29 protein-coding genes are annotated in these 26,158 nt (G+C 69.0%); 20 read left to right on the top strand and 9 right to left on the bottom strand.

Going from position 1 to position 26,158, the window contains the following annotated elements:
• From pgsA to pdxS, 6 genes are all read left to right on the top strand, one after another.
• Complete coding sequence (gene pgsA / locus OHS03_RS17570) at positions 1-678, top strand: phosphatidylinositol phosphate synthase (protein ID WP_056810866.1); 678 nt, start codon at positions 1-3, stop codon at positions 676-678.
• Positions 675-1,598 carry a phosphatidylinositol mannoside acyltransferase gene (locus OHS03_RS17565; protein WP_082843838.1) on the top strand — a complete coding sequence of 308 codons (924 nt, stop codon included), beginning with the start codon at positions 675-677 and terminating at the stop codon, positions 1,596-1,598. The genes pgsA and OHS03_RS17565 overlap by 4 nt, the downstream gene beginning before the upstream one ends.
• Positions 1,595-2,719 carry a glycosyltransferase family 4 protein gene (locus OHS03_RS17560; RefSeq protein WP_056810861.1) on the top strand — a complete coding sequence of 375 codons (1,125 nt, stop codon included), beginning with the start codon at positions 1,595-1,597 and terminating at the stop codon, positions 2,717-2,719. The genes OHS03_RS17565 and OHS03_RS17560 overlap by 4 nt, the downstream gene beginning before the upstream one ends.
• Positions 2,719-3,765, top strand: coding sequence for an NUDIX hydrolase (locus tag OHS03_RS17555; protein ID WP_328664274.1), 1,047 nt, complete (start codon positions 2,719-2,721; stop codon positions 3,763-3,765). Before OHS03_RS17560 ends, OHS03_RS17555 begins: the two co-directional genes overlap by 1 nt.
• A 276-nt stretch (positions 3,766-4,041) precedes the next feature.
• Entirely contained in the window at positions 4,042-5,229 is a 1,188-nt protein-coding gene (locus tag OHS03_RS17550) for a Cmx/CmrA family chloramphenicol efflux MFS transporter (RefSeq protein WP_328655525.1), read from the top strand.
• A gap of 166 nt (positions 5,230-5,395) precedes the next feature.
• Complete coding sequence (gene pdxS / locus OHS03_RS17545; RefSeq protein WP_056810852.1) at positions 5,396-6,316, top strand: pyridoxal 5'-phosphate synthase lyase subunit PdxS; 921 nt, start codon at positions 5,396-5,398, stop codon at positions 6,314-6,316.
• Between the two features lie 93 nt (positions 6,317-6,409).
• On the opposite strand, the gene OHS03_RS17540 is transcribed toward pdxS, so the two are convergent.
• Positions 6,410-7,237, bottom strand: coding sequence for an SDR family NAD(P)-dependent oxidoreductase (locus OHS03_RS17540; protein WP_328655524.1), 828 nt, complete (start codon positions 7,235-7,237; stop codon positions 6,410-6,412).
• A gap of 107 nt (positions 7,238-7,344) precedes the next feature.
• Here OHS03_RS17540 and OHS03_RS17535 point away from each other — a divergent pair, with 107 nt between their 5' ends.
• Positions 7,345-7,917 carry a TetR/AcrR family transcriptional regulator gene (locus OHS03_RS17535; protein ID WP_328655523.1) on the top strand — a complete coding sequence of 191 codons (573 nt, stop codon included), beginning with the start codon at positions 7,345-7,347 and terminating at the stop codon, positions 7,915-7,917.
• A 25-nt stretch (positions 7,918-7,942) separates the two neighbouring features.
• On the opposite strand, the gene OHS03_RS17530 is transcribed toward OHS03_RS17535, so the two are convergent.
• Complete coding sequence (locus tag OHS03_RS17530; protein ID WP_328655522.1) at positions 7,943-8,599, bottom strand: response regulator; 657 nt, start codon at positions 8,597-8,599, stop codon at positions 7,943-7,945.
• Positions 8,596-9,759, bottom strand: coding sequence for a sensor histidine kinase (locus OHS03_RS17525; protein ID WP_328655521.1), 1,164 nt, complete (start codon positions 9,757-9,759; stop codon positions 8,596-8,598). Before OHS03_RS17525 ends, OHS03_RS17530 begins: the two co-directional genes overlap by 4 nt.
• 138 nt (positions 9,760-9,897) lie before the next feature.
• On the opposite strand from OHS03_RS17525, the gene OHS03_RS17520 reads away from it, so the two are divergent.
• Positions 9,898-10,512: a hypothetical protein gene (locus OHS03_RS17520; RefSeq protein ID WP_328655520.1), complete on the top strand. Its 615-nt coding sequence runs from the start codon at positions 9,898-9,900 to the stop codon at positions 10,510-10,512.
• Positions 10,513-10,530: 18 nt separating this feature from the next.
• Here the strand turns inward: OHS03_RS17520 and OHS03_RS17515 are convergent, their stop codons facing one another.
• The gene (locus tag OHS03_RS17515; protein WP_328655519.1) at positions 10,531-11,325 is read right to left on the bottom strand and encodes a hypothetical protein; all 795 of its coding nucleotides are present in this window, start codon (positions 11,323-11,325) and stop codon (positions 10,531-10,533) included.
• 175 nt (positions 11,326-11,500) lie between these two features.
• Between OHS03_RS17515 and OHS03_RS17510 the strand changes: the two genes are divergently transcribed.
• The 3 genes from OHS03_RS17510 (at position 11,501) to OHS03_RS17500 (ending at position 13,794) form a co-directional block, all read left to right on the top strand.
• Entirely contained in the window at positions 11,501-12,235 is a 735-nt protein-coding gene (locus OHS03_RS17510; RefSeq protein WP_328655518.1) for a sulfite exporter TauE/SafE family protein, read from the top strand.
• Between the two features lie 96 nt (positions 12,236-12,331).
• Positions 12,332-13,120: an inositol monophosphatase family protein gene (locus OHS03_RS17505; RefSeq protein ID WP_328655517.1), complete on the top strand. Its 789-nt coding sequence runs from the start codon at positions 12,332-12,334 to the stop codon at positions 13,118-13,120.
• A 176-nt stretch (positions 13,121-13,296) separates the two neighbouring features.
• Positions 13,297-13,794 (top strand): WKL family lipoprotein, encoded by a 498-nt coding sequence (locus tag OHS03_RS17500; protein WP_194824496.1) that lies wholly within the window; start codon positions 13,297-13,299, stop codon positions 13,792-13,794.
• Positions 13,795-13,857: 63 nt separating this feature from the next.
• On the opposite strand, the gene OHS03_RS17495 is transcribed toward OHS03_RS17500, so the two are convergent.
• Positions 13,858-14,466 (bottom strand): nucleoside/nucleotide kinase family protein, encoded by a 609-nt coding sequence (locus tag OHS03_RS17495; protein ID WP_328664022.1) that lies wholly within the window; start codon positions 14,464-14,466, stop codon positions 13,858-13,860.
• A 79-nt stretch (positions 14,467-14,545) separates the two neighbouring features.
• Here OHS03_RS17495 and OHS03_RS17490 point away from each other — a divergent pair, with 79 nt between their 5' ends.
• From OHS03_RS17490 to OHS03_RS17480, 3 genes are all read left to right on the top strand, one after another.
• On the top strand, positions 14,546-15,367 hold the full coding sequence (locus tag OHS03_RS17490) for an acyl-CoA thioesterase (protein ID WP_328664019.1): 822 nt from the start codon (positions 14,546-14,548) through the stop codon (positions 15,365-15,367).
• Between the two features lie 44 nt (positions 15,368-15,411).
• Complete coding sequence (gene pdxT, locus OHS03_RS17485; RefSeq protein WP_056810812.1) at positions 15,412-16,032, top strand: pyridoxal 5'-phosphate synthase glutaminase subunit PdxT; 621 nt, start codon at positions 15,412-15,414, stop codon at positions 16,030-16,032.
• 92 nt (positions 16,033-16,124) lie between these two features.
• Positions 16,125-16,880, top strand: a complete 756-nt coding sequence (locus tag OHS03_RS17480; RefSeq protein WP_062987270.1) for a YebC/PmpR family DNA-binding transcriptional regulator — start codon at positions 16,125-16,127, stop codon at positions 16,878-16,880.
• A 59-nt stretch (positions 16,881-16,939) separates the two neighbouring features.
• Here OHS03_RS17480 and OHS03_RS17475 read toward each other — a convergent pair whose 3' ends face one another.
• Positions 16,940-17,440 (bottom strand): SRPBCC domain-containing protein, encoded by a 501-nt coding sequence (locus OHS03_RS17475; RefSeq protein ID WP_062987272.1) that lies wholly within the window; start codon positions 17,438-17,440, stop codon positions 16,940-16,942.
• Positions 17,441-17,532: 92 nt separating this feature from the next.
• On the opposite strand from OHS03_RS17475, the gene OHS03_RS17470 reads away from it, so the two are divergent.
• Positions 17,533-18,042, top strand: a complete 510-nt coding sequence (locus tag OHS03_RS17470; RefSeq protein ID WP_328664017.1) for an O-acetyl-ADP-ribose deacetylase — start codon at positions 17,533-17,535, stop codon at positions 18,040-18,042.
• 20 nt (positions 18,043-18,062) lie between these two features.
• On the opposite strand, the gene OHS03_RS17465 is transcribed toward OHS03_RS17470, so the two are convergent.
• Positions 18,063-18,755, bottom strand: coding sequence for a FadR/GntR family transcriptional regulator (locus tag OHS03_RS17465; protein WP_328664015.1), 693 nt, complete (start codon positions 18,753-18,755; stop codon positions 18,063-18,065).
• A gap of 199 nt (positions 18,756-18,954) precedes the next feature.
• Between OHS03_RS17465 and OHS03_RS17460 the strand changes: the two genes are divergently transcribed.
• Genes OHS03_RS17460 through OHS03_RS17440 form a run of 5 tightly spaced genes read left to right on the top strand, consistent with a single transcriptional unit; the run spans position 18,955 to position 24,076 of the window.
• Positions 18,955-20,097: an acetamidase/formamidase family protein gene (locus OHS03_RS17460; protein ID WP_328664013.1), complete on the top strand. Its 1,143-nt coding sequence runs from the start codon at positions 18,955-18,957 to the stop codon at positions 20,095-20,097.
• 5 nt (positions 20,098-20,102) lie between these two features.
• Complete coding sequence (locus OHS03_RS17455) at positions 20,103-21,356, top strand: amidase family protein (protein ID WP_328664272.1); 1,254 nt, start codon at positions 20,103-20,105, stop codon at positions 21,354-21,356.
• Positions 21,357-21,370: 14 nt separating this feature from the next.
• Entirely contained in the window at positions 21,371-22,384 is a 1,014-nt protein-coding gene (locus OHS03_RS17450) for an ABC transporter substrate-binding protein (RefSeq protein WP_328664011.1), read from the top strand.
• On the top strand, positions 22,381-23,250 hold the full coding sequence (locus tag OHS03_RS17445) for an ABC transporter permease (RefSeq protein WP_328664009.1): 870 nt from the start codon (positions 22,381-22,383) through the stop codon (positions 23,248-23,250). The genes OHS03_RS17450 and OHS03_RS17445 overlap by 4 nt, the downstream gene beginning before the upstream one ends.
• A gap of 19 nt (positions 23,251-23,269) precedes the next feature.
• Positions 23,270-24,076, top strand: coding sequence for an ABC transporter ATP-binding protein (locus OHS03_RS17440; RefSeq protein WP_328664007.1), 807 nt, complete (start codon positions 23,270-23,272; stop codon positions 24,074-24,076).
• A 64-nt stretch (positions 24,077-24,140) separates the two neighbouring features.
• Here the strand turns inward: OHS03_RS17440 and OHS03_RS17435 are convergent, their stop codons facing one another.
• Together OHS03_RS17435 and OHS03_RS17430 are read right to left on the bottom strand one after the other, a co-directional pair.
• Positions 24,141-25,406 carry an amidohydrolase family protein gene (locus tag OHS03_RS17435; protein WP_328664006.1) on the bottom strand — a complete coding sequence of 422 codons (1,266 nt, stop codon included), beginning with the start codon at positions 25,404-25,406 and terminating at the stop codon, positions 24,141-24,143.
• A gap of 89 nt (positions 25,407-25,495) precedes the next feature.
• Positions 25,496-26,155: a GntR family transcriptional regulator gene (locus tag OHS03_RS17430; protein ID WP_063055370.1), complete on the bottom strand. Its 660-nt coding sequence runs from the start codon at positions 26,153-26,155 to the stop codon at positions 25,496-25,498.
• Positions 26,156-26,158: the final 3 nt, after the last annotated feature.

The following is a 26,158-nucleotide window of genomic DNA, read 5'->3' as shown; positions in this document are numbered from 1 at the left end:
GTGCTCAGCTTCTTCGGCCGCCAGACGTTTGCGAAAGCGACTGCGCCGCTGGGCAAAGCGCTCGTCGGGACGGGGCTCACCCCGGACGCGATGACACTGATCGGTACCACGGCGACCATCGCCGCCGCGGTGACCCTGTTCCCCTCGGGACACCTGTTCTGGGGAACGATGGTCATCTGGCTGTTCGTCATGTTCGACATGCTCGACGGGGCGATGGCGCGCGCCCGCGGCGGCGGCACGAAGTACGGCGCGGTCCTCGACGCCACCTGTGACCGGGTGGCCGACGGCGCGATCTTCGCCGGACTCGCCTGGTGGGCGGTCTATCACGAGCACAGCAAGCACCTGTTCGCGCTGACCTTGATCGTGCTGGTCACCTCGCAGGTGATCTCCTATGCCAAGGCGCGTGCCGAGGCCAGTGGCCTGTCCGCCGACGGTGGACTCATCGAACGCCCGGACCGCCTGGTCCTCGTCCTGGTCGGCGCCGGACTCACCGGCATCGGCGGGCACTGGGGGATCGACTGGCTGACCTGGGCCGTCTACGTGGCGATGTGGGTGCTGGCCGTGCTGAGCATCGTCACGGTGTTCCAGCGGGTGCTCGCGGTGCGCAATTCGCCGGGCGCCAGGGTGGTCATTCCACCGGCGCCGCAGCCGGACGCGGCAGAGGGATCGGCGTCGTGAGCCTCAAAGATCGGATGAGTGACTGGGGCTACGCCGCGGGCTGGGGTCTCGTGCGTTCGGCACCGGAAGGGTTGGTGCGCAAGGTCTTCGACCTCGGCGCCGATCGTGCGGTGAAGGGCGGCGGACCGCAACAGTTGCGCCGTAACCTCGCCCGTGTCCTCGGTGTGCCCGCCGATCAGGTGCCCGACGACCTGATGCGGGCGAGCATGCGCTCCTATGCCCGCTACTGGCGTGAGGCGTTCCGGCTGCCGTCGATGGACCACACCGCGATCGACTACTACGTCGGTGGCCTGGAGAATGTCGACGCCGCGCTGGAACAGGGTCGCGGCCTCATTCTGGTGCTCCCGCACTCGGGCAACTGGGACATGGCCGGTGTCTGGCTGGTGCAGCACTACGACAACTTCACCACCGTGGCCGAGCGACTGAAGCCGGAATCGCTGTTCGAGCGGTTCGTCGCCTACCGCGAGAGCCTCGGATTCGAGGTGTTCCCGCTGACCGGCGGCGAGCAGCCGCCGTTCGCCGCCCTCGCCGAACGACTGCGCCAGAACCGGATCGTGTGCCTGATGGGCGAGCGCGACCTCACCGGCAAGGGGGTGCCGGTCGACTTCCTCGGTGAGCGCACCTGGATGCCCGGCGGCGCCGCGAAACTGGCCATCGAGACCGGCGCCGCGCTGGTTCCGGTGCACGGCTGGTTCACCGTCGACGAGGACGGCACCGAAGGATGGGGCCTGAAAGCCGAACCGGCACTGGATGTTTCCGGTGGCGTGGCGGCCGCGACGCAGGCGCTCGCCGACCGGTTCGCCGCCAATATCGCCGAGCATCCGGCCGATTGGCACATGCTGCAACCGCTCTGGGAGGGCGACCTGTCGCCCGAACGACTGTCGCGGATCACCGCGCAGGACACAGGGGGCCAGCGGTGAAGATCGGGATGATCTGCCCGTATTCGTTCGACGTTCCCGGCGGCGTGCAGGCGCATGTGGTCGAGCTCGCCCGGGTGTTCATCGAACGCGGGCACAAAGTGAGCGTGCTCGCCCCGGCCTCAGACGACACACCATTGCCCGATTTCGTCGTCTCGGCGGGTCGCGCGGTCGCGATTCCCTACAACGGGTCGGTGGCGCGGTTGTCGTTCGGCCCGATGGCCTACACCAGGATCCGCCGCTGGATCGACAGCAACGACTTCGACGTGCTGCACATCCACGAACCCAACGCCCCGAGCCTGTCGATGCTGGCGCTCAAGATCGCCGAGGGCCCGATCGTGGCGACGTTCCACACCTCGACCACGAAGTCGTTGGTGCTCAGCACTTTTCAGGGTGTGCTCCGCCCGTATCACGAGAAGATCAGCGGGCGGATCGCCGTCTCCGAGCTGGCCAGGCGCTGGCAGGTCGAGGCGCTCGGATCCGACGCGGTGGAGATTCCCAACGGTGTCGATGTGTCCGCGTTCGCGCTAGGCGAGCCGCTCGACGGATATCCGCGCGCGGGCCGCACGGTGCTGTTCCTCGGTCGCTACGACGAACCGCGCAAGGGCATGGATGTGCTGCTCGGCGCCCTGCCCGCGCTCATCGAACACCATCCCGACGTGGAGATCCTCATCGTCGGGCGCGGCGACGAGGACCGGCTGCGCCGCGAGGCGGGCGAGCACGCGGGGCACCTGCGGTTCCTCGGGCAGGTCTCCGACGCGGAGAAGGCCGCCGCGCTGCGCAGCGCCGATGTGTACGTCGCGCCGAATCTGGGCGGGGAGAGCTTCGGCATCATCCTGATCGAGGCGATGGCCGCGGGCACCCCGGTGGTAGCCAGCGAACTCGACGCCTTCCGTCGGGTGCTGCGCGACGGGACCGCGGGCCTGCTCACCCCGATCGGTGACTCCGCCGCGCTCGCCACCGCCATCGACACCCTGCTCACCGACGACGAGACGCGCGAACGCCTGGTCAGCACCGCCACCCAGGTGGTCGCGGGCTACGACTGGCCGGTCGTGGCCGAACAGATCCTGCGGGTGTACGAGACCGTCACCGTCGGCGACACCCGGGTGCGGGCCGCCGGATGATCACCTTCTCCGCGACCACCGTTCTCGTTCTCGGGCTGATCGCCCTGCTCGTGCTCGCCCTCGGCGTGTGGGCCTACTCCACCGCGAACCGCCTGGACCGCCTGCACGTTCGCTCCGATCAATCCTGGCAGGCACTCGATGCCGCACTTGCCCGTCGTGCCGTGGTCGCCCGCGCGGTGGCCATGTCGGAGGCCGGTCCGGTGAGCGCCGATCCACGCCGGGCCGAACGCGCCGTGCAGCTCGCCTCACTGGCCGATCGCGCCGAACGGGCCGATCGCGGTGACCGGGAAACGATCGAGAATCAGCTATCCGCCGCGCTGTCCCTGGTCGAGATCGACCATCTGCGACCCCAGCTGGTCGCCGAACTCGCCGACGCCGAGGCCCGCGTGCTCATCGCGCGCCGCTTCCACAACGACGCCGTGCGCGACACCCTGGCCCTGCGCACCCGCAGGCCCGTGCGCATCCTGCACCTCGGCGGCACCGCACCGCTGCCGCACTACTTCGAGATCACCGAGCGCGCGACGCCCGCCGCCGCGACCGGCCTCGTCGTGCACACCACCCGCACCTCCGCGCGGGTGATGCTGCTCGACGAGCAGAACCGGGTACTGCTGCTGCGCGGCCACGACCCGATGATCCCCGAGGTGGCCTTCTGGTTCACCGTCGGCGGCGGGGTCGAACCGGGGGAGAACCTGCGCGACGCCGCGGTCCGCGAGATCTACGAGGAAACCGGTCAGCGCGTCGACCCCGCGTCGCTGCGCGGCCCGCTGTGGCGACGCGTGGCGGTGTTCCCGTTCAACGGCGAACTGATCCGCTCCGAGGAACTGTTCTTCACCCTGCGCTCGCCGGGTTTCCACTGGCGCCCGGCCGACCTCACCGCCCTCGAGCGTCGCACGATCACCGATCACCGCTGGTGCACCGCCGACGACATCCGCGCGCTCGATGCCGCGGGCGAAGCGGTGTACCCGTACCACCTCGACGAGTTGCTCGTCGAGGCCGTCACCGCGGCCGAGGACGATGCCGAGCACGTGGTCCGCTCCATCCGCTGACGCACACGCGGATAACCCCGTGCGTCTGGCGGCCTGCCGTTGTTACGGTGAGGGCGTGAATTCTCCGGAGGCGTCGAGAAGGTAGCCGTCCGGCCTACGGGCTGGGCGGCGTTGTGTGGGTGCGCGTCGTCGGCCGGATAACCGGTGCGACGTGTCTTCCGCAACGCCGGACGATCGTCGATTTCTCGCGGCCAGGCCACTTTTCGCCTGGTTTCGCCATCGTCTCGGACGCCGCGCTCGCGGTGTGGCGTCCCGGTATCCGGAGAGTTGATATTCATGCCCATCGGGGTTTTCGTGCTGGCTGTCGCTGTTTTCGCGCAGGGCACATCGGAATTCATGATGTCGGGGCTGGTGGCGCGGACCGCCGCCGACTTCGGGGTCTCGCTCGGGACCGTGGGGTTGCTGACCTCGCTGTACGCCGTCGGTATGGTGCTCGGCGCGCCGACCATGGCGGCCACAGCTGGTCGCCGGCCGCTACGGCGTTCGGCGACAACATTTCTCGCGCTGTTCTGTCTTGCGCACGTCGTCGGCGCCGTCACCGCCGAGTTCGGAGTGCTGGTGGCGACGCGGGTGATCGCCGCGGTGGCCAACGCGGGGTTTCTGGCGGTCGTGCTGGCCGCGCTGCCCCGGTTGGTCGGTGCTGCGCAGATCGGGCGGGCCACCTCGGTCATCGTGTCGGGGGTGACGGTGGCCTGCGTCGCGGGTGTTCCCGCCGGAACAGTGCTCGGTCAACTGTGGGGGTGGCGCTCGGCGTTCTGGGCGGTGGCCGTGGTCGGTGCGGGGGTGCTCGTCGCGATGGTGCTCACGCTCCCGCTCGACGATCGAGACCGGTCGACGGTGTCGATTCCCTCGGTGCGGTCCGAGTGGGCCGTGCTCGGCGTGCGGCGGGTGCGTGCGGCTGTCGTCGTCGGGATCCTGGTCAATGCCGCCACTTTCGCCGGTTTCACCTATCTCGGCACGATCACCGCGCAGCTCGCGGGACAGGACAGCGGGTGGGTTCCGGTCGTGCTGGCCGTGTTCGGGATCGGCTCGTTCGCGGGCGTCACGCTGGCCGGTCGCCACAGTGACCGCCACGGCGAGCGCATCATCGGTGTCGGGACGGTAGGGCTCGTCGGCGTCTGGGTGCTGGCCGCGCTGACGGCACAGTCGATCGCCGCGGTGGCGATCATGACGTTCGTCGTCGGTGCTGTCGCATTCGGTGTCGGGTCGACCTTGATCGCGACGATCGTGCGGTCCGCCACCCCTGTGGCACCTCGCTCGGCCGGTGCGTTGGCCACCACCGCGCTCAATATCGGTGCGGTCCTCGGTCCCGTCACCGCCGGGGTGATCGTCGATCGGGTCGGTGATCCGGTCGCCGCGCTGTGGTGCGGCGCCGCATCGGCCACCGTCGCGGCGGCGATCGTGTTGGTCGGTCGCCGCGGGCGTCATCCGGCGCCGGACGACGTCGGAGTCGACGTGCGGTGAATCACGTCGGACCCCGGCGGGGCCCTCGGACCAGGCCAGCTGGGGGCGGAGTTCGCATAGCCGCTGGTCGTGACAAGGCCAGTGGTGCTCAACTGGCTATGAAGGCCGAATTCGGGCAGATCTAGAATCGACGGTGACCCGAACCCGAGCGACTTGATTGGCGCCCATGACACAGGAGACATTCGTGACTACGCCTGAGACCACCAACACCGTCGGCACCGCCCGCGTGAAGCGCGGCATGGCCGAGATGCTCAAGGGTGGCGTGATCATGGATGTGGTCAACGCCGAGCAGGCCAAGATCGCCGAAGACGCCGGCGCCGTGGCCGTGATGGCGCTCGAGCGGGTGCCGGCCGACATCCGCGCCCAGGGTGGTGTGTCCCGGATGAGCGACCCGGACATGATCGACGGCATCATCGCCGCCGTCTCCATCCCGGTCATGGCCAAGGCCCGCATCGGTCACTTCGTCGAGGCGCAGATCCTGCAGAGCCTCGGCGTGGACTACATCGACGAGTCCGAGGTCCTCACCCCCGCCGACTACGCCAACCACATCGACAAGTGGAACTACACCGTCCCCTTCGTCTGTGGCGCCACCAACCTGGGTGAGGCGCTACGCCGCATCACCGAGGGCGCGGCCATGATCCGCTCGAAGGGCGAGGCGGGCACCGGTGACGTGTCCAACGCCACCACCCACATGCGCACCATCCGCGGCGAGATCCGTCGCCTGACCTCGCTGTCCGAGGACGAGCTCTTCGTGGCCGCCAAGGAACTGCAGGCCCCGTACGAGCTGGTCCGTGAGGTTGCCCAGACCGGCAAGCTCCCGGTCGTGATGTTCACCGCGGGCGGCATCGCCACCCCGGCCGACGCCGCCATGATGATGCAGCTCGGCGCCGAAGGCGTGTTCGTCGGCTCGGGCATCTTCAAGTCCGGCAACCCCGAACAGCGCGCCGCCGCCATCGTCAAGGCCACCACCTTCTACGACGACCCGGACGTGCTGGCCAAGGTCTCGCGTGGCCTGGGCGAGGCCATGGTCGGCATCAACGTCGAAGAGATCCCGCAGCCGCACCGTCTGGCCGAGCGCGGCTGGTGATCACGGGCCCGATACCGTTCGGACATTGAATAATTCGCCTCGGCGGGCGTCGTGATGATCGCGACGCCCGCCGAGGCATTGTCGGGCGAGGGCTCAGCGGCGCACGAGTTCGGTGGTGAGGGCGTCGAGGAGGATCGCGTTGTCCGGGTCGAAGTCCTTGCGCGTCAAGGGGAGTCGGGTACGGAGCCGGAAGGCGCTCACCGGATCCGCGGGTGGTTCGTCGAGCAGCCGGGCGATCGGCGGCACCGACTTGTCGACCGAGCGGCCGAAGACGAATCCGGCGGCCTTGGTCAGGATTCGCTGGGGTGCGGGCAGGGGGTCGGCCATCGCGGTGCGCACCATCATCGGGTTGTAGAGCACGTAGCGGGTGCGTGCGTCCGGATATCGCTGGGGAAAGGCGATGCCGAGCAGGTCGTTGGCGCGCGAGGCCTGCATGGCGGCGCGGGTGCCGGTGTAGCCCCGGCTCAGGGTCAGGTCGTCCCAGTGGATTCGGCCGGGGAGGCCGCCGGGGCCGCAGATGTTCATGATCACCGGGGCGCTCGTGCGTTCCAGTGCTGCGATCAAGCCGTGTCCGAGGACGAATCGGCTCAGGTAGTGCAGCGCGAAGGTGAACTCGATGCCGTCCTCGGTGTCGGTGCGTCGCGGCTGGAACCGCTGCGCACCGAAGATCAGGCCGTCGACCACCTCGGTTCGCGCGGTGATCTCGTCGAGTGCTGTCCGCATTCCGGCCAGGGTGCTCAGGTCGGCGCGCAAGAACACCGCACGCTCGCCCGCGCCGATCACGTCGGCCTGCCGGACGAACGCCTCGCCTTTGGTGGCTCCGCTGGCCAGGGCGATCACCCGGTCGCCGCGCCGCAGGAAATGTAGGCCGAGCCCCTTGCCCATGCCGTCGGTGCCGCCGGTGATGACATATGTGCGCATCGAATCCCGTTCTCCTCGAATCACTCTGGACTGTGTCATCGGCCGATATGTCGAGGCTAGAAACGGGGACACCATCAAGTCAACATCTGATGACTTAGCATGACTTCATGGAACCGAAGCTCGAACCACGTCGCCGCGATCGCGCGGCCACCCGCGCCGCGCTGCTCGACGCCGCGCGCATCCGTTTCGCCGCACAGGGTTTCGACGGCACCGGCCTGCGTGAGATCGCCGCCGAGGTCGGCGTCGACCCCGCCTTGGTATCGCGCTACTTCGGTTCCAAGAAGCGGCTCTACGCCGAGGCCATGCACATGGAGATCCCGACCGGAGTGGCCGCGGATCCGCACCGGCCGGTCGTCAGCATCGCCGACGCCCTGCTCCATGACGTCGTGTACCAGGTCTGGTCGCAGTACGGCGGCGAACACCCGCTGCTGGGCATGCTCCGATCGGCAGGCCACGACGACGTGCGCGATCAGCTCCGGGCCCAACTCTGCGACGGCTACCTGCGCGAATTCGCCGACCGACTCGACGGTCCCGACCCGCAACTACGCGCGGAGCTGATCGGAGCCCTGCTGATCGGCCTCGGGGTTCTGCGCTCGGTGATCGGCACGCCCGCCGTGAGCGCGGCTCCGTTCGACCGAACCCGGGTGCTCGCGGCCCGCATGGTGAACGCCCTGACCTGAGTGGGTCGGCAATCGCCGTGGTGGCTCAGAGGATTCCCTGTTCGTGGGCGTAGATCGCGGCCTGGGTGCGGTCGCGGACGCCGAGGCGTTGGAGGATGCTCGAGACGTGGTTCTTCACGGTGCCCTCGCTGAGGTAGAGGGACCGGGCGATCTCGCGATTGGCGGCGCCGGCGGCGAGTAGGCGGAGGACCTCGGTTTCGCGGCCGGTGAGGTCGATGGTGGGGCGTGGGCTGCGGGAGCGCACCATGGCGGCCAGGCGCGCGGTGACGGCGGCCGAGTACTGGTCGACGCCCGCGTGTGCGAGGCGGATCGCCTGGGCGAGTTCGGCGGCGGGCAGATCCTTGAGCAGGTAGCCGGACGCGCCCGCGTGCAGGGCCGCGACGATGTAGCCGTCGTCGTCGAAGGTGGTGAGCATCAATACTGTGACCCGCCCGCGCAGCCTGGTGGCCGCCTCCACGCCGTCCATTTCCGGCATACGGACATCCATCAGCACCACATCCGGCTCCAGTGCGGTCGCGAGTTCGACGGCCTCGGAACCGCTTTCGGCCGCACCGAGCACTTCGATGCCGGGCTGCAGGGCCAGCAACGCGGCGATCCCTTCACGAACCAGGCGCTCGTCGTCGGCGATCAGCACGCGGACCTTCGCGGCAGTGCCCGACACCTCGGGATCGCGTCCGGTCATCGCCCCACCACGGGGATCGTGGCGAGCAGACGCGTTCCGTCGGGACCGGAGGTGATGCGCACCTCGCCACCGACCAGGTCCAGGCGTTCACGCATTCCGGACAGCCCCTGCCCTTCCGTCGCGCCGGGCGCGAAACCTGTTCCGTTGTCGGCGATCTCGAGGACGCCGGTGCTCGCGGTGAGATCGACGCGGACCGCGACGGCGGTGGCGCCGGAGTGGCGGCGCGCGTTGGTGAGTGCTTCCTGTGCGGCGAGGTACAGGGCGAGACGGACCGGTTCGCCGACGGTGTCCTCGGTGCCGGTGAGGTCGAGGGACACTGCGAAGCCGGTGTCGTCGAGCCGGGTCGCGAGCGCTCGCAACGCGGTGGCGAGGGTGAACTGCGTGTCGTCGGCGCGCAGGGTGCCGACCGCGCGCCGCACCTCGTCGAGAGCCAGGCGCGTGGAATGACGCCCTTCGGCGAGTGCCCGGTCGGCGATATCGGTGTCCAACGGCCGGTAGGCGGCCGATTTCTCCAGTTGGATCGCGGTTACCACGAGATGGTGGCCGACGCTGTCATGGATATCGCGGGCCACCCGGGTGCGTTCGGCGACGGTGGCGAGGGAGACCGCCTGGTCGGCGTATTCCCGGAGCCGGGCGTGCGCGTCGGACAGTTCGGTGAGCAGTGTTTCGGCGCGACGCCGCCCGGTTTCCTCGCGTTCGGCGATCACCGCGATCGCGAGGGCGAAAACGACGCCGATCGTGAACATCAGCAGATCCGAGAGCGCTTCGGGATCCGCCCGCAGCGCCGGTCGCCCGAGGACGATGATCGCGGCGAGGAGTAGACCGCCACCGGCGAGTGCGTAGGCGACACGATGCCCGACGGTGAAATAGGCAGTGAGCGGAAGCAAGACGAACAGGACCTTCGCATTGCCGCTGCTGTCGAGCACGGTGATCACCGTGTACAGGACGGCGCGGACGACCAGCCCGGCGATCGCGAGGGTCCTCGACCGGGTGAACCGCCCTGCGGCGAGTTCCAGCCCTCCCGCGAGGACGAGGGCCCCGGCGAACGCGCTCGACCGGACGGGGTCGACAGGCCCGGTCGAGGCGACGGCGAGTCCGGCGACCAGCACGGAGACATAGAGGAAGCACGCGACCCAGGTCAGTGCGCGCGGTCCATGCATTCGCTGAGCGTATGGCCAGATTCGTCGCACGGCCACGGTCGCGCGGCGATTGTGGCCGGAGGTCATGGGTCGCCCGGCACTTACCGCCGTGACCACCGGATTCCTACCGTCGAGCTCGACATCGAGAAGGGATTCGACATGGATACACGAGCACTATTGCGACTGGGCGGCGTCTCCGGCTTCGTCTGCGGCGGAGCGATCGCTGCGGCGGGCGTGATCGAACTGATCGCCGCGGGCAAGATACCGATCACCCAGGTTCTCAACGGGGCGGCCGTCCCCTTCGGGATCGGTCTGCTGGTGGCGTTGTACGCACTGCTGCACCAGCGTCTCGGCCGCTTCGGAGCACTCGCCTTCGTCGTGCAATTCCTCGGCTTCGGCTATTTCGCGGGTATCGCCTTCGCTATGAATTTCGTGCTGGTCTATCTGGACAAACCGGTGGTCGACGAATTGCTCACCAGCCCGGCCGAATCCGCCTTCCTTGCCACCGCGGTCCTCGCACTGAGCGGGACGCTGCTGTTCGGCACAGCGCTGCTGCGTAGCGCGGCGGTCCCGCGCGGCGCGGCGATCCTCTACACCGCGGGCCTGTCAGTGCTCTGCCTGACGTTCCTGCTCCCGGCGACGCTGGTCCGCGTCGGACACATCGCGGCCGGATTCGGCATGGTGTGGCTGGCCTGGGCCGTGTGGTCGAGCGCGACAGTGAACTCGGCGGCTACCGCTCGCGCGTGGCAGCCGACACCCGATCCGGCGCGCTAGCGCTACCGGGGCCGCGGCCTACGGCTGACCCGCCGCGCCTTCGGTATCGGTGGTGAGAGCGTCGGCGAAGTTCTCGGCGTAGCCGAGGATGAGCTGGCGCTGGGTGGGCAGCAGAACGGCCAGCTCGTGCCAGGCGATGGCGGTGGGGGAGCCGTAGAGGTGGGTCAGATCGGTGACCAGGGCCGCGGCCTGTTCGGGGGTGGGGGCGGTGGGGCGGGCGAAGGCGAGCAGGGACGCGCCGATGGCGATGTGGCGGTAGCCGTGGAGGGTCATGCGGCGGATGACGGTGTGGTTGTCGTAGGTGCTCCAGTCGTCGGCGAAGTACCCGTTCGGGATGCCGGCGATGGCGAGGTCGTCGCGGTCCACCGGGACGCGCTGGATCAGGACGACGTCGTCGACCACGCGGTCGGGCGAGCGGTTGGCGGCGACGAGCGCGGCGAGTTCGTCCTCGGAGGCGTTGCGGGTGTCGCGCAGGGATTCCCACGGGACACGCGCGGACGGATTGTCCAGCAGCGCGGCGATCCGGGAGATCGTGGCGTTCTCGGCGTGGTGGGTGGCGGCGGGATCGTCCGGGTCGTCGTGGCCCGCGCCGTCGCCTTCCACGAGTCCGAGGGTGGCGTGCATGCTCGTGTACGCGCACTGGCCGAGATCGTCGAGTGTGCACAGGATCCGCGCGTCGGGATGATCCATGCGGACGAGCTCTAACGCGTCGAGCAGCTGGGCGAAGGTGGTGACGTCGTCGAGGCGGGCAACGGTGTTGGAGTCCAGCCGGTTACGTCGAACGGGTGGTTCGCCCGGCTCGAAAGTCGTCATCTGCACCCCGCCATCCTGGCACGGCCTTCGGCGCGTCGGAGTGATCCCGGCGCCGGTGGGCGATGTGGGCCGCGTCTGCGCCGTGCGCTGTGCCCTCGCAGGCGCGTCGCTGCGCGATGTCGGCGTCGGTTGGCCCAGGATTTGCTGCCAACTGGGCGTACCGTACAGTCGGTCCGTGACCGCGCTCGACTTCTCCTTGCTGGTCGTCGCGGGATTCTTTACCGGCTTGATCGGTTTCGTCACCGGGATGGCCTCGATCGTTTCCTATCCGGCGCTGCTGGCCGCCGGTCTGCCGCCCGTCGCGGCCAATGTCACCAACACTGTCGCCATGGTCGCCGTCGGCGTCGGGGCGACCGCCAATTCCGGCCGCGAACTCGTCGGACGCGGATCCACGCTGGTGCGCTGGGCGATGTTGTCGGCGCTGGGCGGGCTTCTCGGTGCGCTCGCCCTGCTGGTCGCCCCGGACGGCGCGTTCGAGGTGGTCGTGCCGTTCCTGGTGGCCATGGCGTCGATCGCGCTGCTGGTGCAACCACTGGTGCGCCGCCACATCGGTGAGCTCAGCGCGCCCTGGATCGTGCCGGTCGGCATCCTGCTCACGTCCGTGTACGGCGGGTATTTCGGCGCGGGCGCGGGGGTGATCTACCTGTCGATGATGCTGCTGTGCACCTCCGAATCCCTCTGGAGCGCCTCGATTCTCAAGAGCTTCCTGCTCGGCATCGCGAACCTGGTCGCCGCGATCGGGTTCGCGGCCTTCGGGCCGGTGCACTGGGGTGCGGCGCTGGCTCTCGGTGCGGGTGCGCTGGCGGGTGGCTGGTGCGGTCCACCGGTGGTGAAAGTGATCCCACCGAGCGTCTTGCGGGTGACGGTCGGGATCTGCGGACTCGGTCTCGCCGTGTACCTGGCTCGATAGGCGGCCCCGCGGCAGTCGGGGACCGTTGCGCGACTGTGCCCCGCGGGGCCGTTGGTTCGCCTGCTGGGGTGTGGTGCGGTCCGTAGCCTGGAGACGGTGCACCACTCAGATAGTGAAATCGCCATCCACGCAACAGAGGTCGCTTCGGCAGTGATTCGGTCGGCGTTCCACGCTCCGCTCACGCGCTACGCCAAACAGGGCGACGACTTCGCCACGCAGGCCGATATCGCGGCCGAGAACGCCATCCTCGATGTCCTCGCGACCGCGTGCCCGGACGACCGGTTCGTCGCCGAGGAATCGGGAGTCACCGGTCCGGCCCGCAGCGACCGCACGTGGTTTGTCGATCCACTCTGTGGCACAAGGAATTTCGCTGTCGACACCACGTTCGTGGCGGTCAATGTCGCCCTGCGCGACGGCGACACCGTGACGGCGGCGGCCACCGCCGACCCGTTCGCCGAGGAAGTGTTCTGGACAGCGGGGGAGGGTGCGTTTCGGCGCGCCGAGGGTCGCGACGAGCCGTTACGGCCGCACTCGGGAAGTCACCTCGTCGATGTCGACCTCGACCACCCGTTCCCGTGGTCGACCCCGGCGCGGCTATTCGACGCCGAAGGCTTCGCGGGCGAATTCCATCCGCGGGTGTTGTCGACCTCCCTGGCCCTCGTCTGGGTCGCGGCGGGACGGCGCGCCGCCTACATCACCGGCGGCGATCTCCGTGACAGTGTGCATTTCACCAGCGCGATCGCGGTGTGCCAGGCGGCGGGCTGCGTGGTCACCGGCCTCGCCGGGCAACCGCTGCACACCGCACCACACGGACTGATCGCGGCAGCGGACGCGCCGACCCATGCCCGACTGGTGGAGGCGGTGGCGGGTCTGCGCGCCGGGTAGCGCTGTGGTGCATCACAATCGGATCCTTCTCACAGACCCACGTTGTGTGTATCTCAGAGTTTCCTCAACATCACTGGGTAGCGTCCGGGCCGTGGCATCGAGGCCTGCGCTGTGTGGCGCCGGTACGACGCCGTCGCCCAGAGGGCGAGATTCCGACCCGACGTAAGGACGAGTGGATGAAGTTTCGTAGGACCGGACGAGTCGCGATCGCAGGACTGGCTGTGGTCGCCGCCCTCGGACTGAGTGCGTGCAGTGACGACAAGGGTGACAAGCCCGCCGCCAAAACCACCACCAGCGCCAAGGCTCAGGGTTCGGCAGCCGCGAACCTGCCCGCCGTGCCGACGGTCGAGCAGCTCAACGCACAGCTGGGCACCGCGCTGGATCCGGCGGTCCCCAACGACCAGAAGCTGGACTTCGTCCAGGGCATCGAGGCCGACCCCGAGCTGCCGAACCGCCTGGCACAGGCCGTGCAGGACAACAACGTCCAGGTGCAGGTCACCGAGGTGACCTCCTTCGGTGACAGCGTCAACGCCAAGGCCAACTTCACCGTCAACGGTCAGACCAATGTCGTCGACGTGCCGTTCGTGGCCGAAGAGGGCAAGTGGAAGGTCCAGAAGTCGTGGGCCTGCGGCATGCTGACCAATCTGGGTCAGACCTCGGTCGCCTGCGCCTGATCGTTCTCGCCGAAGCCCCGTTCGCTGGTCGCGGACGGGGCTTTCGCGTCGGCGCCCGCGATCTCAGCCGCGCAGCGCCGCCCGATCGGGATGATCCCAGCGAACGGTCCACGTCGCTTCCTCGGGATTGTCGGCTGTGTGATCGCGCACAGCGGGCAACGTCCAGTGCTGCTCGGCGGGCGTGCGTCGCAGCGCCGCTCGCTCACTGAGCTCCAAGCGGACCGCGAGATCGAAATCCAGACCTCGACCCAGCAGCATCGGCCCGGCGAGCACCAGCACCAGATCGGCCTGCGCCGTGCGAATCGCCGCCCGAGCGGACCTGTCTCGCTGCTCGTCCCACAGCGCGGGCAGCCAGCGCCCCTCGGTGCGCATCGCGTCCACGATCTCGCGCCGTATCGCCTCGTAGTCGAACCATGCTGTGCGATAAGACCATTCGTCATCGCGCCCGTATTCCATGCGCAGCGACGCGGGGCGCACGTAGTCGTGTAGCGACACCACCGCCGCCGATCGGCCCCGATCCGCGAGCGTCTGCGCGATCCGGCGGCCGAGTTCGACCGGCATCGCGGCGTCGGCGCCGTCCACCGCGAGCAGCCGTCGCCCCGGCAGCTCGACGAGCCGGTCGGCGACGAGCCGGGCGAGGGCGGCGGGTGAGGTGGGAGTGAACGTCGGCACCGGACCATCTCAGCAAATTCCGGGCCGCTGCGCAGAGCCGGACATACCGCCCGGTCGGCAAGGCGATAATCTCGAGCGCATGGCGACAATCGACGAGGCGCTCGCGATCGAGCGACTGGAGCGCGACATCTTCCGCGGTGCTTCCACGGAGTCTCAGCTACCGCGCACCTTCGGCGGTCAGGTGGCCGGGCAGGCGCTGGTCTCGGCGGTCCGTACCGTCGACCGCAGCTTCCAGGTGCATTCCCTGCACGGGTACTTCCTGCGACCGGGCAATCCGGAGGAACCCACCGTCTACCTGGTGGAACGCATTCGTGACGGCCGGTCGTTCTGCACGAGGCGGGTCACCGGCGTGCAGGACGGGCAGGCGATATTCACGATGTCGGCCTCGTTCCATCACGGTGACGAAGGGCCGCAACACCAGGACGTGATGCCCACGGTCGACGGTCCCGACGACCTGCCCGACGCCAGCGTGACCATGACCCCTGAGCGGCTGTGGGCCATGCGTGAATGGGAGCACTGGGACATCCGCACGGTCCCGCAGGAGCAGGTCGTCGCGCGCGACGGCGCCGTCTCCCCCCAGCAGGTGTGGTTCCGGTACCGGCACCCGCTGCCCGACGACCCGATGTTCCACGTCTGCACGCTGGCCTACATGAGCGATATGACGCTGCTCGGCTCGTCGAAGGTGATCCACCCCGACGAACCGACCCAGAACGCCTCGCTCGACCACGCGATGTGGTTCCTGCGCCCGTTCCGTGCCGACGAATGGTTGCTCTACGACCAGTCCTCACCCTCCGCTGGTTTCGGTCGCGCGCTGACCGGCGGCAAGATCTGGGACCGCGAGGGCAACCTGGTCGCCGCTGTCGTCCAGGAAGGTCTGATCCGCACGCCGCGCCAGAAGTGAGCGTGAGCGGGCCCACATCGGGCGCGCTCGTAAGCTCAACGGCTGTGAACGCAACCTCGACCCCCACCCGGCCGACCATCGGCGTCCTCGCGCTGCAGGGCGACGTGCGTGAACACGTTGCCGCGCTGGAGCACTGCGGGGCCGATCCGGTGCTGGTGCGGCGCGAGTCGGAGCTGGCCGCCGTCGACGGGCTCGTGCTGCCCGGCGGCGAGTCGACCGCGATCTCCAAGCTGTTGCAGGCGTTCGACCTGCTCGAACCGTTGCGGGCCCGGCTGCGCGACGGGCTACCCGCGTTCGGGTCCTGCGCGGGCATGATCCTGCTCGCCTCGGAGGTCCTCGACACCAGGGCCGATGCCCAGCACCTGTCCGGCATCGATATGACGGTGCGGCGCAACGCGTTCGGTCGGCAGGTAGATTCCTTCGAGACCGATCTCGACTTCGCCGGCCTCGACACGCCCGTGCGCGCGGTGTTCATTCGCGCCCCGTGGGTGGAGCGGGTGGGTGACGGTGTCGAGGTGCTCGCGCGGGTGCCGCACGGACCCGCCGAGGGCCGCATCGTGGCTGCCAGGCAGGGCAACGTGGTGGCGACCTCGTTCCACCCCGAGGTGACCGGCGATCTTCGGGTGCACGAACTGTTCGTCGACCTGGTTCGCGCGGCGCGCTAAAGCCCGCGTCGGCGGGCGTGGCGGACGGTGAGTAGGCTGGATCGAGCTTGTCCGCCCGGGCAGACGCGCAACCGACTTGAAGGAAGTAGGGCATGAGCGGCCACTCCAAATGGGCCACCACCAAGCACAAGAAGGCGGGGATCGACGCCAAGCGCGGCAAACTCTTCGCCAAGCTGATCAAGAACATCGAGGTGGCGGCCCGCACTGGTGGTAGTGACCCTGCGGGCAATCCGACGCTGTTCGACGCCATCCAGAAGGCGAAGAAGACATCGGTCCCCAACGACAACATCGAGCGCGCCCGCAAGCGCGGCGGTGGTGAAGAGGCCGGCGGCGCCGACTGGCAGACGATCATGTACGAGGGCTACGGGCCCAACGGTGTGGCCGTGCTGATCGAGTGCCTCACCGACAACCGCAACCGCGCCGCGGGCGAGGTCCGACTGGCGATGACCCGCAACGGCGGCAACATGGCCGATCCGGGTTCGGTGTCGTACCTGTTCGCCCGCAAGGGTGTGGTGACCCTCGAGAAGAACGGCCTGTCCGAGGACGACGTCCTCGAGACGGTTCTCGACGCGGGCGCCGAAGACGTCAACGACCACGGCGATCTCTTCGAGATCATCACCGAGCCCGGCGATCTGATCGCGGTGCGTTCGGCCCTGCAGGCCGCGAACATCGACTACGACTCCGCCGAGTCCGGTTTCCAGGCGTCGGTCTCGGTCGCGGTGGACGCCGAGGGCGCTCGCAAGGTGTTCAAGCTGGTCGACGCGCTCGAAGACAGCGACGATGTGCAGAACGTGTACACCAACGTCGACATCTCCGACGAGGTCGCCGCGGAACTCGACGACGAGTAGGGCTCCCGTCCGTCGAACCGCCCCGGCCGTGAATTCGGCCGGGGCGGTTCACGTTCGGGCTAGGACGCGCGCTGCTGGTAGTAGCTCGACATCGACGGGTAGTAGTCGGCGAAATCGGGGCGTTCGGTGTGCGTGCTCGCGGCGACGAACATGTCCGCGTAGTACTCCCAGCCCGGACCGATCTGCGGGATCTCGGCCAGCTGGTATTCGGAGGTCAGGTGGTGGACCAGGCGCAGTTCGGTGGCCGCGCCGGTGTCGAGCAGGGTCACCTCGAGTCGCCACACGCCGATCTGGTCGGTCGAGGAGAGGCCGAGGTGGATCGGCGCGGTGCAGTCGTCGATGCGCATCGACGACCACGGCTCACCCTCCTCGAACCGCATCTGCACCCGGATGGTGTTGCCGGTGCCCGCGTCGCCCTCCCAGGTGCCGTACCAGCTCGCGGTCAGATGCGGGTCGGTCAACCGCGCCCACACCTCCTCGATCGGCAACCCCAACGACCGGGTGATCACCAGATCCCGCCCGTCGGGCGTCGGCACGATGTCACCGGTGGGTATGGCCATGTGGGGTTCTCCTCGTCTCGGACGGACCGACCATGCCTGACTTCCTCGACGGTACCCGTGGTCGACGGCCGATCCCCGGCAGAATGGGGATCATGACGCGAATCGATGCGGTCCGGGGCGACATCACCGAACAGCAGGTGGACGCGGTGGTCAACGCCGCGAACTCCTCGCTGCTCGGCGGCGGTGGCGTCGACGGGGCGATCCATCGCACAGGCGGCCCGCAGATCCTGTCCGAATGCCGTGATCTGCGCGCCTCGCACTATGGCAAGGGTCTGCGAACCGGGCAGGCGGTGGCGACGACCGCGGGGCTGCTCCCCGCCCGCTGGGTGATCCACACGGTGGGCCCCGTGTGGTCGGCTACCGAGGACCGCTCCGAACTGCTCGCCTCGTGTTACCGCGAATCCCTGCGCGTGGCCGACGAATTGGGAGCGTCGACGGTCGCTTTCCCGGCGATCTCCACCGGCATCTTCGGCTGGCCGATGGATGACGGCGCGCGGATCGCGGTCGAGACCGTACGCGCGGCCGAGACCAACGTGACCCTGGTTCGGTTCGTGCTGTTCGACGATCGAGCGCTCGAGGTCTTCGCCGCCGCTGTGGGGTAGGCGCCTGTCCTGTGGTGTCGTTAGCGGGTGCTGATCTCGCGAACTTCGCGCAGGTGTTGTTCCATGGCGGCAGCGGCGGCGGGGCCGTCTCGGTCGTCGACCGCGAGCAGGATCTGGGTGTGGCCGTGGACGGAGACGCGGCGACCGAGCGGAGTGCGGTGCGAGAGGACTCGGGTGTGGCGGGTCCACTCCGTGGTCATCGTGCAGAGGGTGACCAGCAACGGATTCTGGGCGGAATGTGCCAGGAGCGTGTGGAATTCGATGTCGAGCGCCATCGAGTCCGCCGGGCTGAGGGCTTCGTCGGAGCGGTCGATGATCTCGTGCAGCGACAGCAGATTCGATTCGACCGCGCGGAGGGCGGCGAGCTGGGCGATGCGCGGTTCGACCAGCTCGCGGAGTTCGGTCGCGTAGGCGAGTTCGGTGTCGAGGTCGGCGAGGTTGCCGTGCAGTTCGGCGGCGCCGCGGGGGAGCTCGGTGACGGTGCTGCCGCGGCCCTGTCTGCGGTCGACCAGTTTCTTGGATTCCAGCTCGAACATGGCTTCGCGCAGCGAGGGCCGTGACACGTTCAACTGCGCCGCGAGTTCGCGTTCGGGCGGCAGGCGATCGCCCGCGCGCAGGGTGCCGTCGATGATCAGCCGCTCCAGATGCGCGGCGACTTCGGCGCTGACGCTGCCGGTGCGGCGGCGTAGCGGGGGGATCGGCGCGACGGTCACCTGTCTCCTCTCGAAATCTGCTGATTGGTCCGGCCAAGTGTAATCGAGGCACGGTCCGCAGGCCGATATTGCCGGGGTGTAAAGCCTCGGTTACGCACGTTTCGCCCGGTAGCAGGGCTGTTCGTAGTGGAATACCGTTACCGCATCAGATGGTCGGACCAATGTTCGGCCGAGTGTCGCGGAGACCGGAGGAACCACTGTGACCTCGTTGGCTGAGGACCAGATCGCCACCGCATTCCCGGTGTTGCAGCAGGGGATCGGCATCATGCCGGGGATCACCTATGTGCCCGCCGATCCCGATCAGGTGCTGTGGGGCAGGCTGCCGCGTCGGGGCGATACGCCGGTCACCACCGTCGCGCCGGGCACAAGCGTGGTGATCGACACGATCAGTCACGAGGGCATCCTCGACGATCAGGGCTCGGACCCGGTCGCCTACTTTCGCGGGCACGGTGTGGCCCGCGATCAGATCCTCGACGACACCGTCGACGTGGTAGCCCGGCGCGTTCGCGAGGCAGGAGCCGGGCCGCACATCGTGACCGGTCCGATCGCCGTCGACGGCGCCAGGCCCGGCGATCTGCTCGCCGTCCGGATCGAGCACCTCGCCATGCGCGCGCCCTACGGCGTCATCTCGACCCGGCACGGCCGCGGCATGCTGGCCGGAACACCACACGACGGTTCCTACGGTCAGTTCTGCACGGTGACCGGGCAGGACGACGAATGGTTCGGCAGTATGCCGATCGGCCCGGGCAGCCCGCACCGGGCGCGCTTCCCGCTCGCCCCGTTCCTCGGCATCATGGGCGTGGCCACCGACACCGAGAACCGTGCGCACTCCGTGCCACCGGGCGCGCACGGCGGCAATATCGACGTCACACTGCTCACCCCCGGCGCCACCCTGTTCCTGCCGGTGCAGGTGCCCGACGCGCTGTTCTACGTAGGCGACCCACATTTCGCGCAGGGCGACGGGGAGGTGGCGCTCACGGCGCTGGAGGCGCCGTTGCGGGCGACCGTGACCCTGGACCTCGTTCCGGCGGAACAGCTCACCGACATCGGTTCGGGCACAGGGCCGTTCGCCGCCGGGCACGGCCTCGTCATCCCGACCGGGCTCGATCCCGATCTGGACACCGCGCTGTCGCTGTGTGTGGGCAACGCTGTCGACCTGCTCGGCGCGCTGTTCGACACCGATCCGCGCAGTGCCTACCTCTACCTCAGCGCCGCCGCCGATTTCACCATCTCGCAGGCCGTCGATCTGACCCGCGGGGTACACGGCAAGATCCGCGTCGCCGACTTCGCGCATACCACCGGCACCGATCTGGCCCGCTACATCCTGGGGCGGGCGCGGTGACCGCGATGGCGCGGTGCGGCACCGGCGAGTCACGTGGGGTCGACGCCACGGTGTGGCGCGTGGTCGGTTCGCCGCTGGTGGGGGCGACATCGGCAGGCCCACTCGCCGGGCACACGGTGGCCGTGAAAGACCTGTTCGCGGTCGCCGGACACCCCATCGGCGCGGGTGTCGAGGACTTTCTCGCCGAGCGCGCCCCCGAACCCCGCCACGCCGCGGTCGTCGCCGCCCTGCTCGCGGCAGGCGCCACCATCACCGGCATCGCCCGGACCGACGAGTTCGCCTACAGCATCACCGGCGGCAACGGACGCACCGGCATGCCGGTCAATCCTGCTGCACCGAAACGAGTTCCGGGTGGTTCGTCGAGCGGGCCCGCTGTAGCGGTCGCCCGCGGCGAGGCGAGCATCGGCCTGGGTACCGATACGGCGGGTTCCATCCGCGTACCCGCTTCCTATCAGGGGCTCTGGGGCATCAGGGCAACCCGTCACAGCCTCGACACCACTGGCCTACTGCCGCTGGCGCCCTCGTTCGACACCATCGGCTGGCTCGCCCGTGACGCCGGCGCCCTGCTCGCTGTGGCCGATGCGCTGTACGCGAATTCCGTCGTGCCCCACCAGGGCGCGGTCTCGGACTCGGCATCGAGATCCGGTGCGCCGAGCGCCGCCGCATCTTCGATGGAGGGGATGGAACTCGTCATCGACCCGGTCCTTGCGGCGGCAGCGGAGCCCGAGATCGCCGAACAGTGTCTGCGGGCGGCCGTGGAACTCGGCGCTCGACCGATTGCCCTGCGTGGCGAACTCGACCGCTGGTTCGCGGCGTTTCGGACAGTGCAGGCGTACGAGGCGTGGGCCGGGCACGGTGACTGGCTCAGAGCGCATCCCGGCGCGCTCGAACCCGAGGTCGGCGACCGTTTCACCTGGGCCGCAACCGTGACCGCCGACGGTGCCGCCGCCGCGGGCAAGGTCGTGGCCGAGGCCGCCGCGCGGATTCGCGGGACCATCGGCCACGGCGTGCTGGTGCTGCCGACGACGGCGGGACCGCCGCCGTTGCGCGCGGCCGATCAGCGCACGCGCGACGCAGTGCGTAGCGCGACCCTGCGACTGACCTGCCTGGCGTCGATCGCCGGCCTCCCGGCGGTCACCCTGCCGCTGCCCGACCGTGACGGTCTCCCCGCCGGGCTGTGCCTGATCGGCGCCGCGAACACCGACCGTGCCCTCATCCGCCGCGCGACACGCTGCGCCGCCCGACTGGCGAACCTATGAGAAATGGACCCGCAATGCCTGCCTCCGACACGCCGTGGACCGCCACCGCTCCCGCGATGAATCGCCCACTCGGCCGGGTTCTCTCGGCCCTGTTCGCGGCATTGCTCATCGCGACCGGCCTGACCGCCTGCGTGTCGACACCGGGCGGCGACAGCGACCCGGCGTCGGTGCGGATCGGCACGTTGCGTGGGCAGCCGCATCTCTACGCGCCCTACTTCATGCAGCGTTTCGCGCCCGCGGGCACTACGTACGAGATCGTGCTGTTCGAGAATTCACCCGATATCAAGAACGCGATCGCCTCGGGCACCATCGATTTCGGGGTGCTCGGCGCACCGTCGATGCTGGCGGGCAGCGCCGCGGGGCAGGATGTGAAGATCGTCGCCTCCGCCGCCGACGGTGGGTCGGCGCTCGTCGGCAAGCCGGAGATCACCACGGTGAACGGCTTGCGCGGCAAGAAGATCGGATTCCCGCAGGGCTCCTCGCAGGAGATCCTGCTGCGGCTCACCTTGACCGCGCACGGCCTCGACCCGGCCACCGACGTGCAGTTGGTCAACCTCTCCTACTCGGATATGGCCAACGCCTACAAGTCCGGCCGGATCGACGCGTTCCTGAGCGCCGAGACCGCGCCGTCGATCGTCATGCAGGTCGGCGCGCACCCGATCGCTTCGCCGTACGACACCGCGATCGGCGCGGTGAACATCGTCTTCGGTACCAGGGGCGCGCTGATCGACCGGGATCGCGACCGGGTGCAGCAGGCGGTGCGCAGCTTCGTCCAGGCGATCGAGTACATGAAGGGCGATCACACCGCCTGGGTCGACGGGCTCGTCACCACCTTCGGTCTGGACCGCGCGATCGTCGACACCGCGACGAAGAACGTCTGGTTGCGGTGGGAACTCGACGACGAATATCGCGGCCGGGTGGTCGCCCTTGCCGAGCAGATGCGGGCCTTCGACCAGCTGTCCAAGGCGCCCGACATGGCGAAGGTGTTCGACACCGGGTTCCTGACCCCCGCGGGTATCGGGCGATGACGGCGCTCGACGCACCACCGGCCGTGCGCACCACCGACGCGCCGCCCGACAGCCGGTGGCGGATTCCTGATCGGGCGCTGACGGTGCTGTGGGCGCTCCCGGTCCCGCTGCTGCTCGGGCTGCTGTGGGATCGCGGTGTCGAAGGCGCGTGGACGCTGCCCTTCGGCATCCAGATGCAGTTCCTGCCCACACCGTACGACGTGGCGCGGCGCTCGGCCGACCTCGCGTTCGGTGGCGTCATCGGGGACACCTACAGCGGCACCCTGTGGTTGCACCTCTACGCCAGCACGCTGCGGGTGCTGCAGGGGTTCTTGTTCGCGGCCGCCGTCGCGATCCCGCTCGGGATCGTGATGGGTCGCTCCCGGCTGGTCTACCGGATGCTCGAACCGACCATCAACCTGGTGCGGCCGATCCCGGTGACCGCGTGGGCCCCGCTGTCACTGCTGATCATCGGCTTCGGCGACCGCTCGACGATCTTCCTGGTGTTCCTCGCCGCGGTGTTCTCGATCCTGCTGAACACGATCGCCGGGGTGCGCGCGGTGCCGAAGCGGCTGCTCGAGGCCGCCGCGATGCTGGGCACCCCACCCGCGCACACCCTGTACAAGGTGGTGCTGCCCGCCGCCGTGCCGAGCATTGTCTCGGGGCTGCGGATCGCGCTCGGCCTGTCGTGGGTGATCCTGGTCGTCGGTGAGACGGTAGGCATCCGAATCGGGTTGGGAGCGTTGATCACCCAGGCCAGAGAACAGTCACGCACCGACCTGATCATCGCGGTGATGATCGTGATCGGGCTGGCCGGATTCGTCGCGGACCGGTTGCTGATGCTGCTGGTCAAGCTTGTCGCGGGCCGTAGGCCGCTCCTTCCGTGATCGCGCAGACAGGACCCTCATGAAGATCTACTCCACTCGCCGCCGCCCACAGCGCCCCGCGCGCATCGTCGTCGACAGCGTCGGTAAGCGCTATTCCCGTGCGCCGGGATTCGCCGTCGACCATGTCGAACTCGACATCGCCGCAGGCGAGTTCATCTGTGTCGTCGGCGCCAGCGGCTGTGGTAAGTCCACGCTGCTGCGGATTCTCGCCGGGTTGGAGGCAGCCACCACCGGCACGGTCACCGTCGCCGACGAACCGGTCAGCGGGCCGGGCCCCGAGCGCGGTGTCGTATTCCAGGACTACGGGCTGTTCCCGTGGCTCACGGTCGCCGAGAACATCGCCTACGGACCGAAGCAGGCCAGGATGACCCGGCCCGACATCCGCGAGATCACCGACCGCTGGCTCGAGACCGTCGGCCTGACCCGAGTACGGAAGTCGTTCCCGCACCAGCTCTCCGGCGGAATGCAGCAGCGCGTGGCGATCGCCAGGGTGCTGGCGAACAGTCCCGCCGTCCTGCTGATGGACGAACCGTTCGGCGCACTCGATGCCCTCACCCGCACGGACATGCAGGTCGAGCTGAAACGCATCCACCACGAGACCGCCGTGACCGTCGTGTTCGTCACCCACAGTATCGACGAGGCGGTCTACCTGGCCGACCGCGTCGTGGTGATGGCCGGTGGCGCGGCCCACGGCAACGCGGGCCACGTGCGCGAGATCGTCGAGATCGACCTGCCCGGCGAACGCGACTCCACCACACCGGAATTCAACGCCTATAAACGGCGCATCGACGCCCTCGTCCACCGCGGCAACCACAGCGCGGCCTGATCCGTCGTCGCGCGATCCGGGCGAAGTCGGTGAGCCGTGTGCGGCATCGTGCGGAAGCGCCGCGTCAGCGTGCGGGGACCGCAGGGGCGAGGATTTCGGTGACTCGTGTGGTGCGCGCGATGATGCGGCCCGCCTTGATGACATAGCAGCGGTCGGGGCGGTCGAGTAGGGCGTCGGCGAGGCGGTGTGTGCCGAGGACGACGAGGTCGGCTCGGGCGCCGACGCGCAGGCCGTGGCGGTCGGCGATGCCGAGCACCCTGGCCGCGTCGGTGGTGGCCATGTCGAGGACCCGGCGCAGGTCGGCATCGCCCGACAGATGACCGGTCTGGGCCAGGAACAGGCCGATGTCGAGGAGGTCGGCGTTGCCGTACGGGGTGAAGGCGTTGCGAATGTTGTTGGAGGAGTAAGCGGTTGTCACACCGGCTGCCCACAGCTCGCGGACCGGCGCGACGCCTCGACGTACCGCGGCCTGATCGCCGCGCCCGCCGAGGTGCATGTCGGTGGCAGGCAGCGGAACCACGGCGACGCCGGCCTGGGCGAGGCGGGCCATGGTCGCCTGTCGCTCGCGCGGGGGACGGCCGGCCAGGGAGGTGACATGGCCGATGGCGACCCGGCCGCCGAGTCCGGCGCGCTGGGTGGCATCGGCGATGTAGTCGGCCATCGCGAACCGGGGGTCGGTGGCATCGTCGGCGAAATCGGCGTGGATGTCGACGGGGACACCGAATTCGGCGGCCAGCTCGAAGACCAGGTCCACGTGCCGGCGGCAGTCGGTGACGTCGGTTTCGTTGTAGGAGCACCCGCCGATCACGTCGGCACCGAGGTGAAGCGCCGCGCGCAACAGGTCGAGGGTGCCGGGCGCGCGCAGGATTCCCTCCTGCGGAAAGGCCACGATCTGGAGGTCGATCAGATCGCGATACTCGTCGCGCAGACCCAGCAGCACCTCGACACCGAGCAGCCCGACGATCGGATCGACATCCGGGTGCGCGCGCAGTGCGGTGGTGCCGTGGGTGATCGCCTGATCGAGGACCCGGCGCGCCCGGTCGCGCACCCCGTCGGCGGTGAACCCCCGTTTGAGTTCGCCGGTCACCTCGATCGCGCCCCCGAGAGTGCCGTCGGGCGCGCTCCGCTGACGATCGAGCAGCGCCTTGTCCAAGTGCACATGGGATTCGATCAGTCCGGGAATGACAACCCTTGTCGCGCAATCGATCTCGGTTGTCCCGATGTCCGGTAGCGCGGGCCCGATCGCGGTGATGACGCCGTCGGTGACGGCGATATCGACCAGGTTGGCGTCATCGGCGATACACGCGCGACGCAGCAGCAGATCGACCATGACAACCTCCAGTCGCAGAGCGGGACCCCGTTTGTATACGACTCTGAGGTTTCGGGCGATGACGGCGATTGCTGCGCCCGTGTTACGTCCTAGGGCGTAGGTACAGACGCGGGGGCGGGCTCGGCTTCGGCTCGTGGTCGCAGGCGATAAGCCGAGGTGGCGTGGGCGATGTGTTCGGCGACCACCGTGCTCGCTCGGTCGGGATCCCGCGCCTCCAACGCCGCGCAGATCTCCTCGTGCTCGTGCCAGGAATCCTCGGCGCGGCGGGGGAGTTCGACCGAGTACACCCAGGCGATCTTCCAGCTCAGCTGGGTGATCAGCTGGCTGAGCAGCGCGCTGCCCGACGCCTCGGCCAGTACCTCGTGGAAGCGGCTGTTGAGCCGGGCGAGCTCGCCGAGTCTGCCGTCGCGCACCGCTTCCTGGCCGAGGGAGGTGAGTTCCTTGAGTCGTCCCAGCTGTTCGGGGGTGCGGCGTACGGCGGCCCTACCGGCGCACATCGGTTCCAGCAATGCCCTGATCTCGAGCAGATCGGCCGCCTCCGCCTCGGTGAGCTCGGCGACGAAGGTTCCCGCATAGGGGCGTGACCAGGCGAATCCCTCGGCTTCGAGGGTGCGCAGCGCCTCTCGGACCGGGACGCGGGAGACGCCGTACCGCTCGGCCAAGGTGTCCTCGGTGAGGCGCTGGCCGGACCGGAACTCGCCCCGAATGATGTCGTCGCGGATCGCGCGGCACACCTGCTGCGGTGTCATGCG

Source organism: Nocardia salmonicida, from assembly GCF_036142455.1.
Lineage (GTDB): Bacteria > Actinomycetota > Actinomycetes > Mycobacteriales > Mycobacteriaceae > Nocardia > Nocardia salmonicida.
The sequence above is the reverse complement of the archived record's forward strand: the minus strand, read 5'-3'. Positions and strand labels throughout refer to the sequence as shown.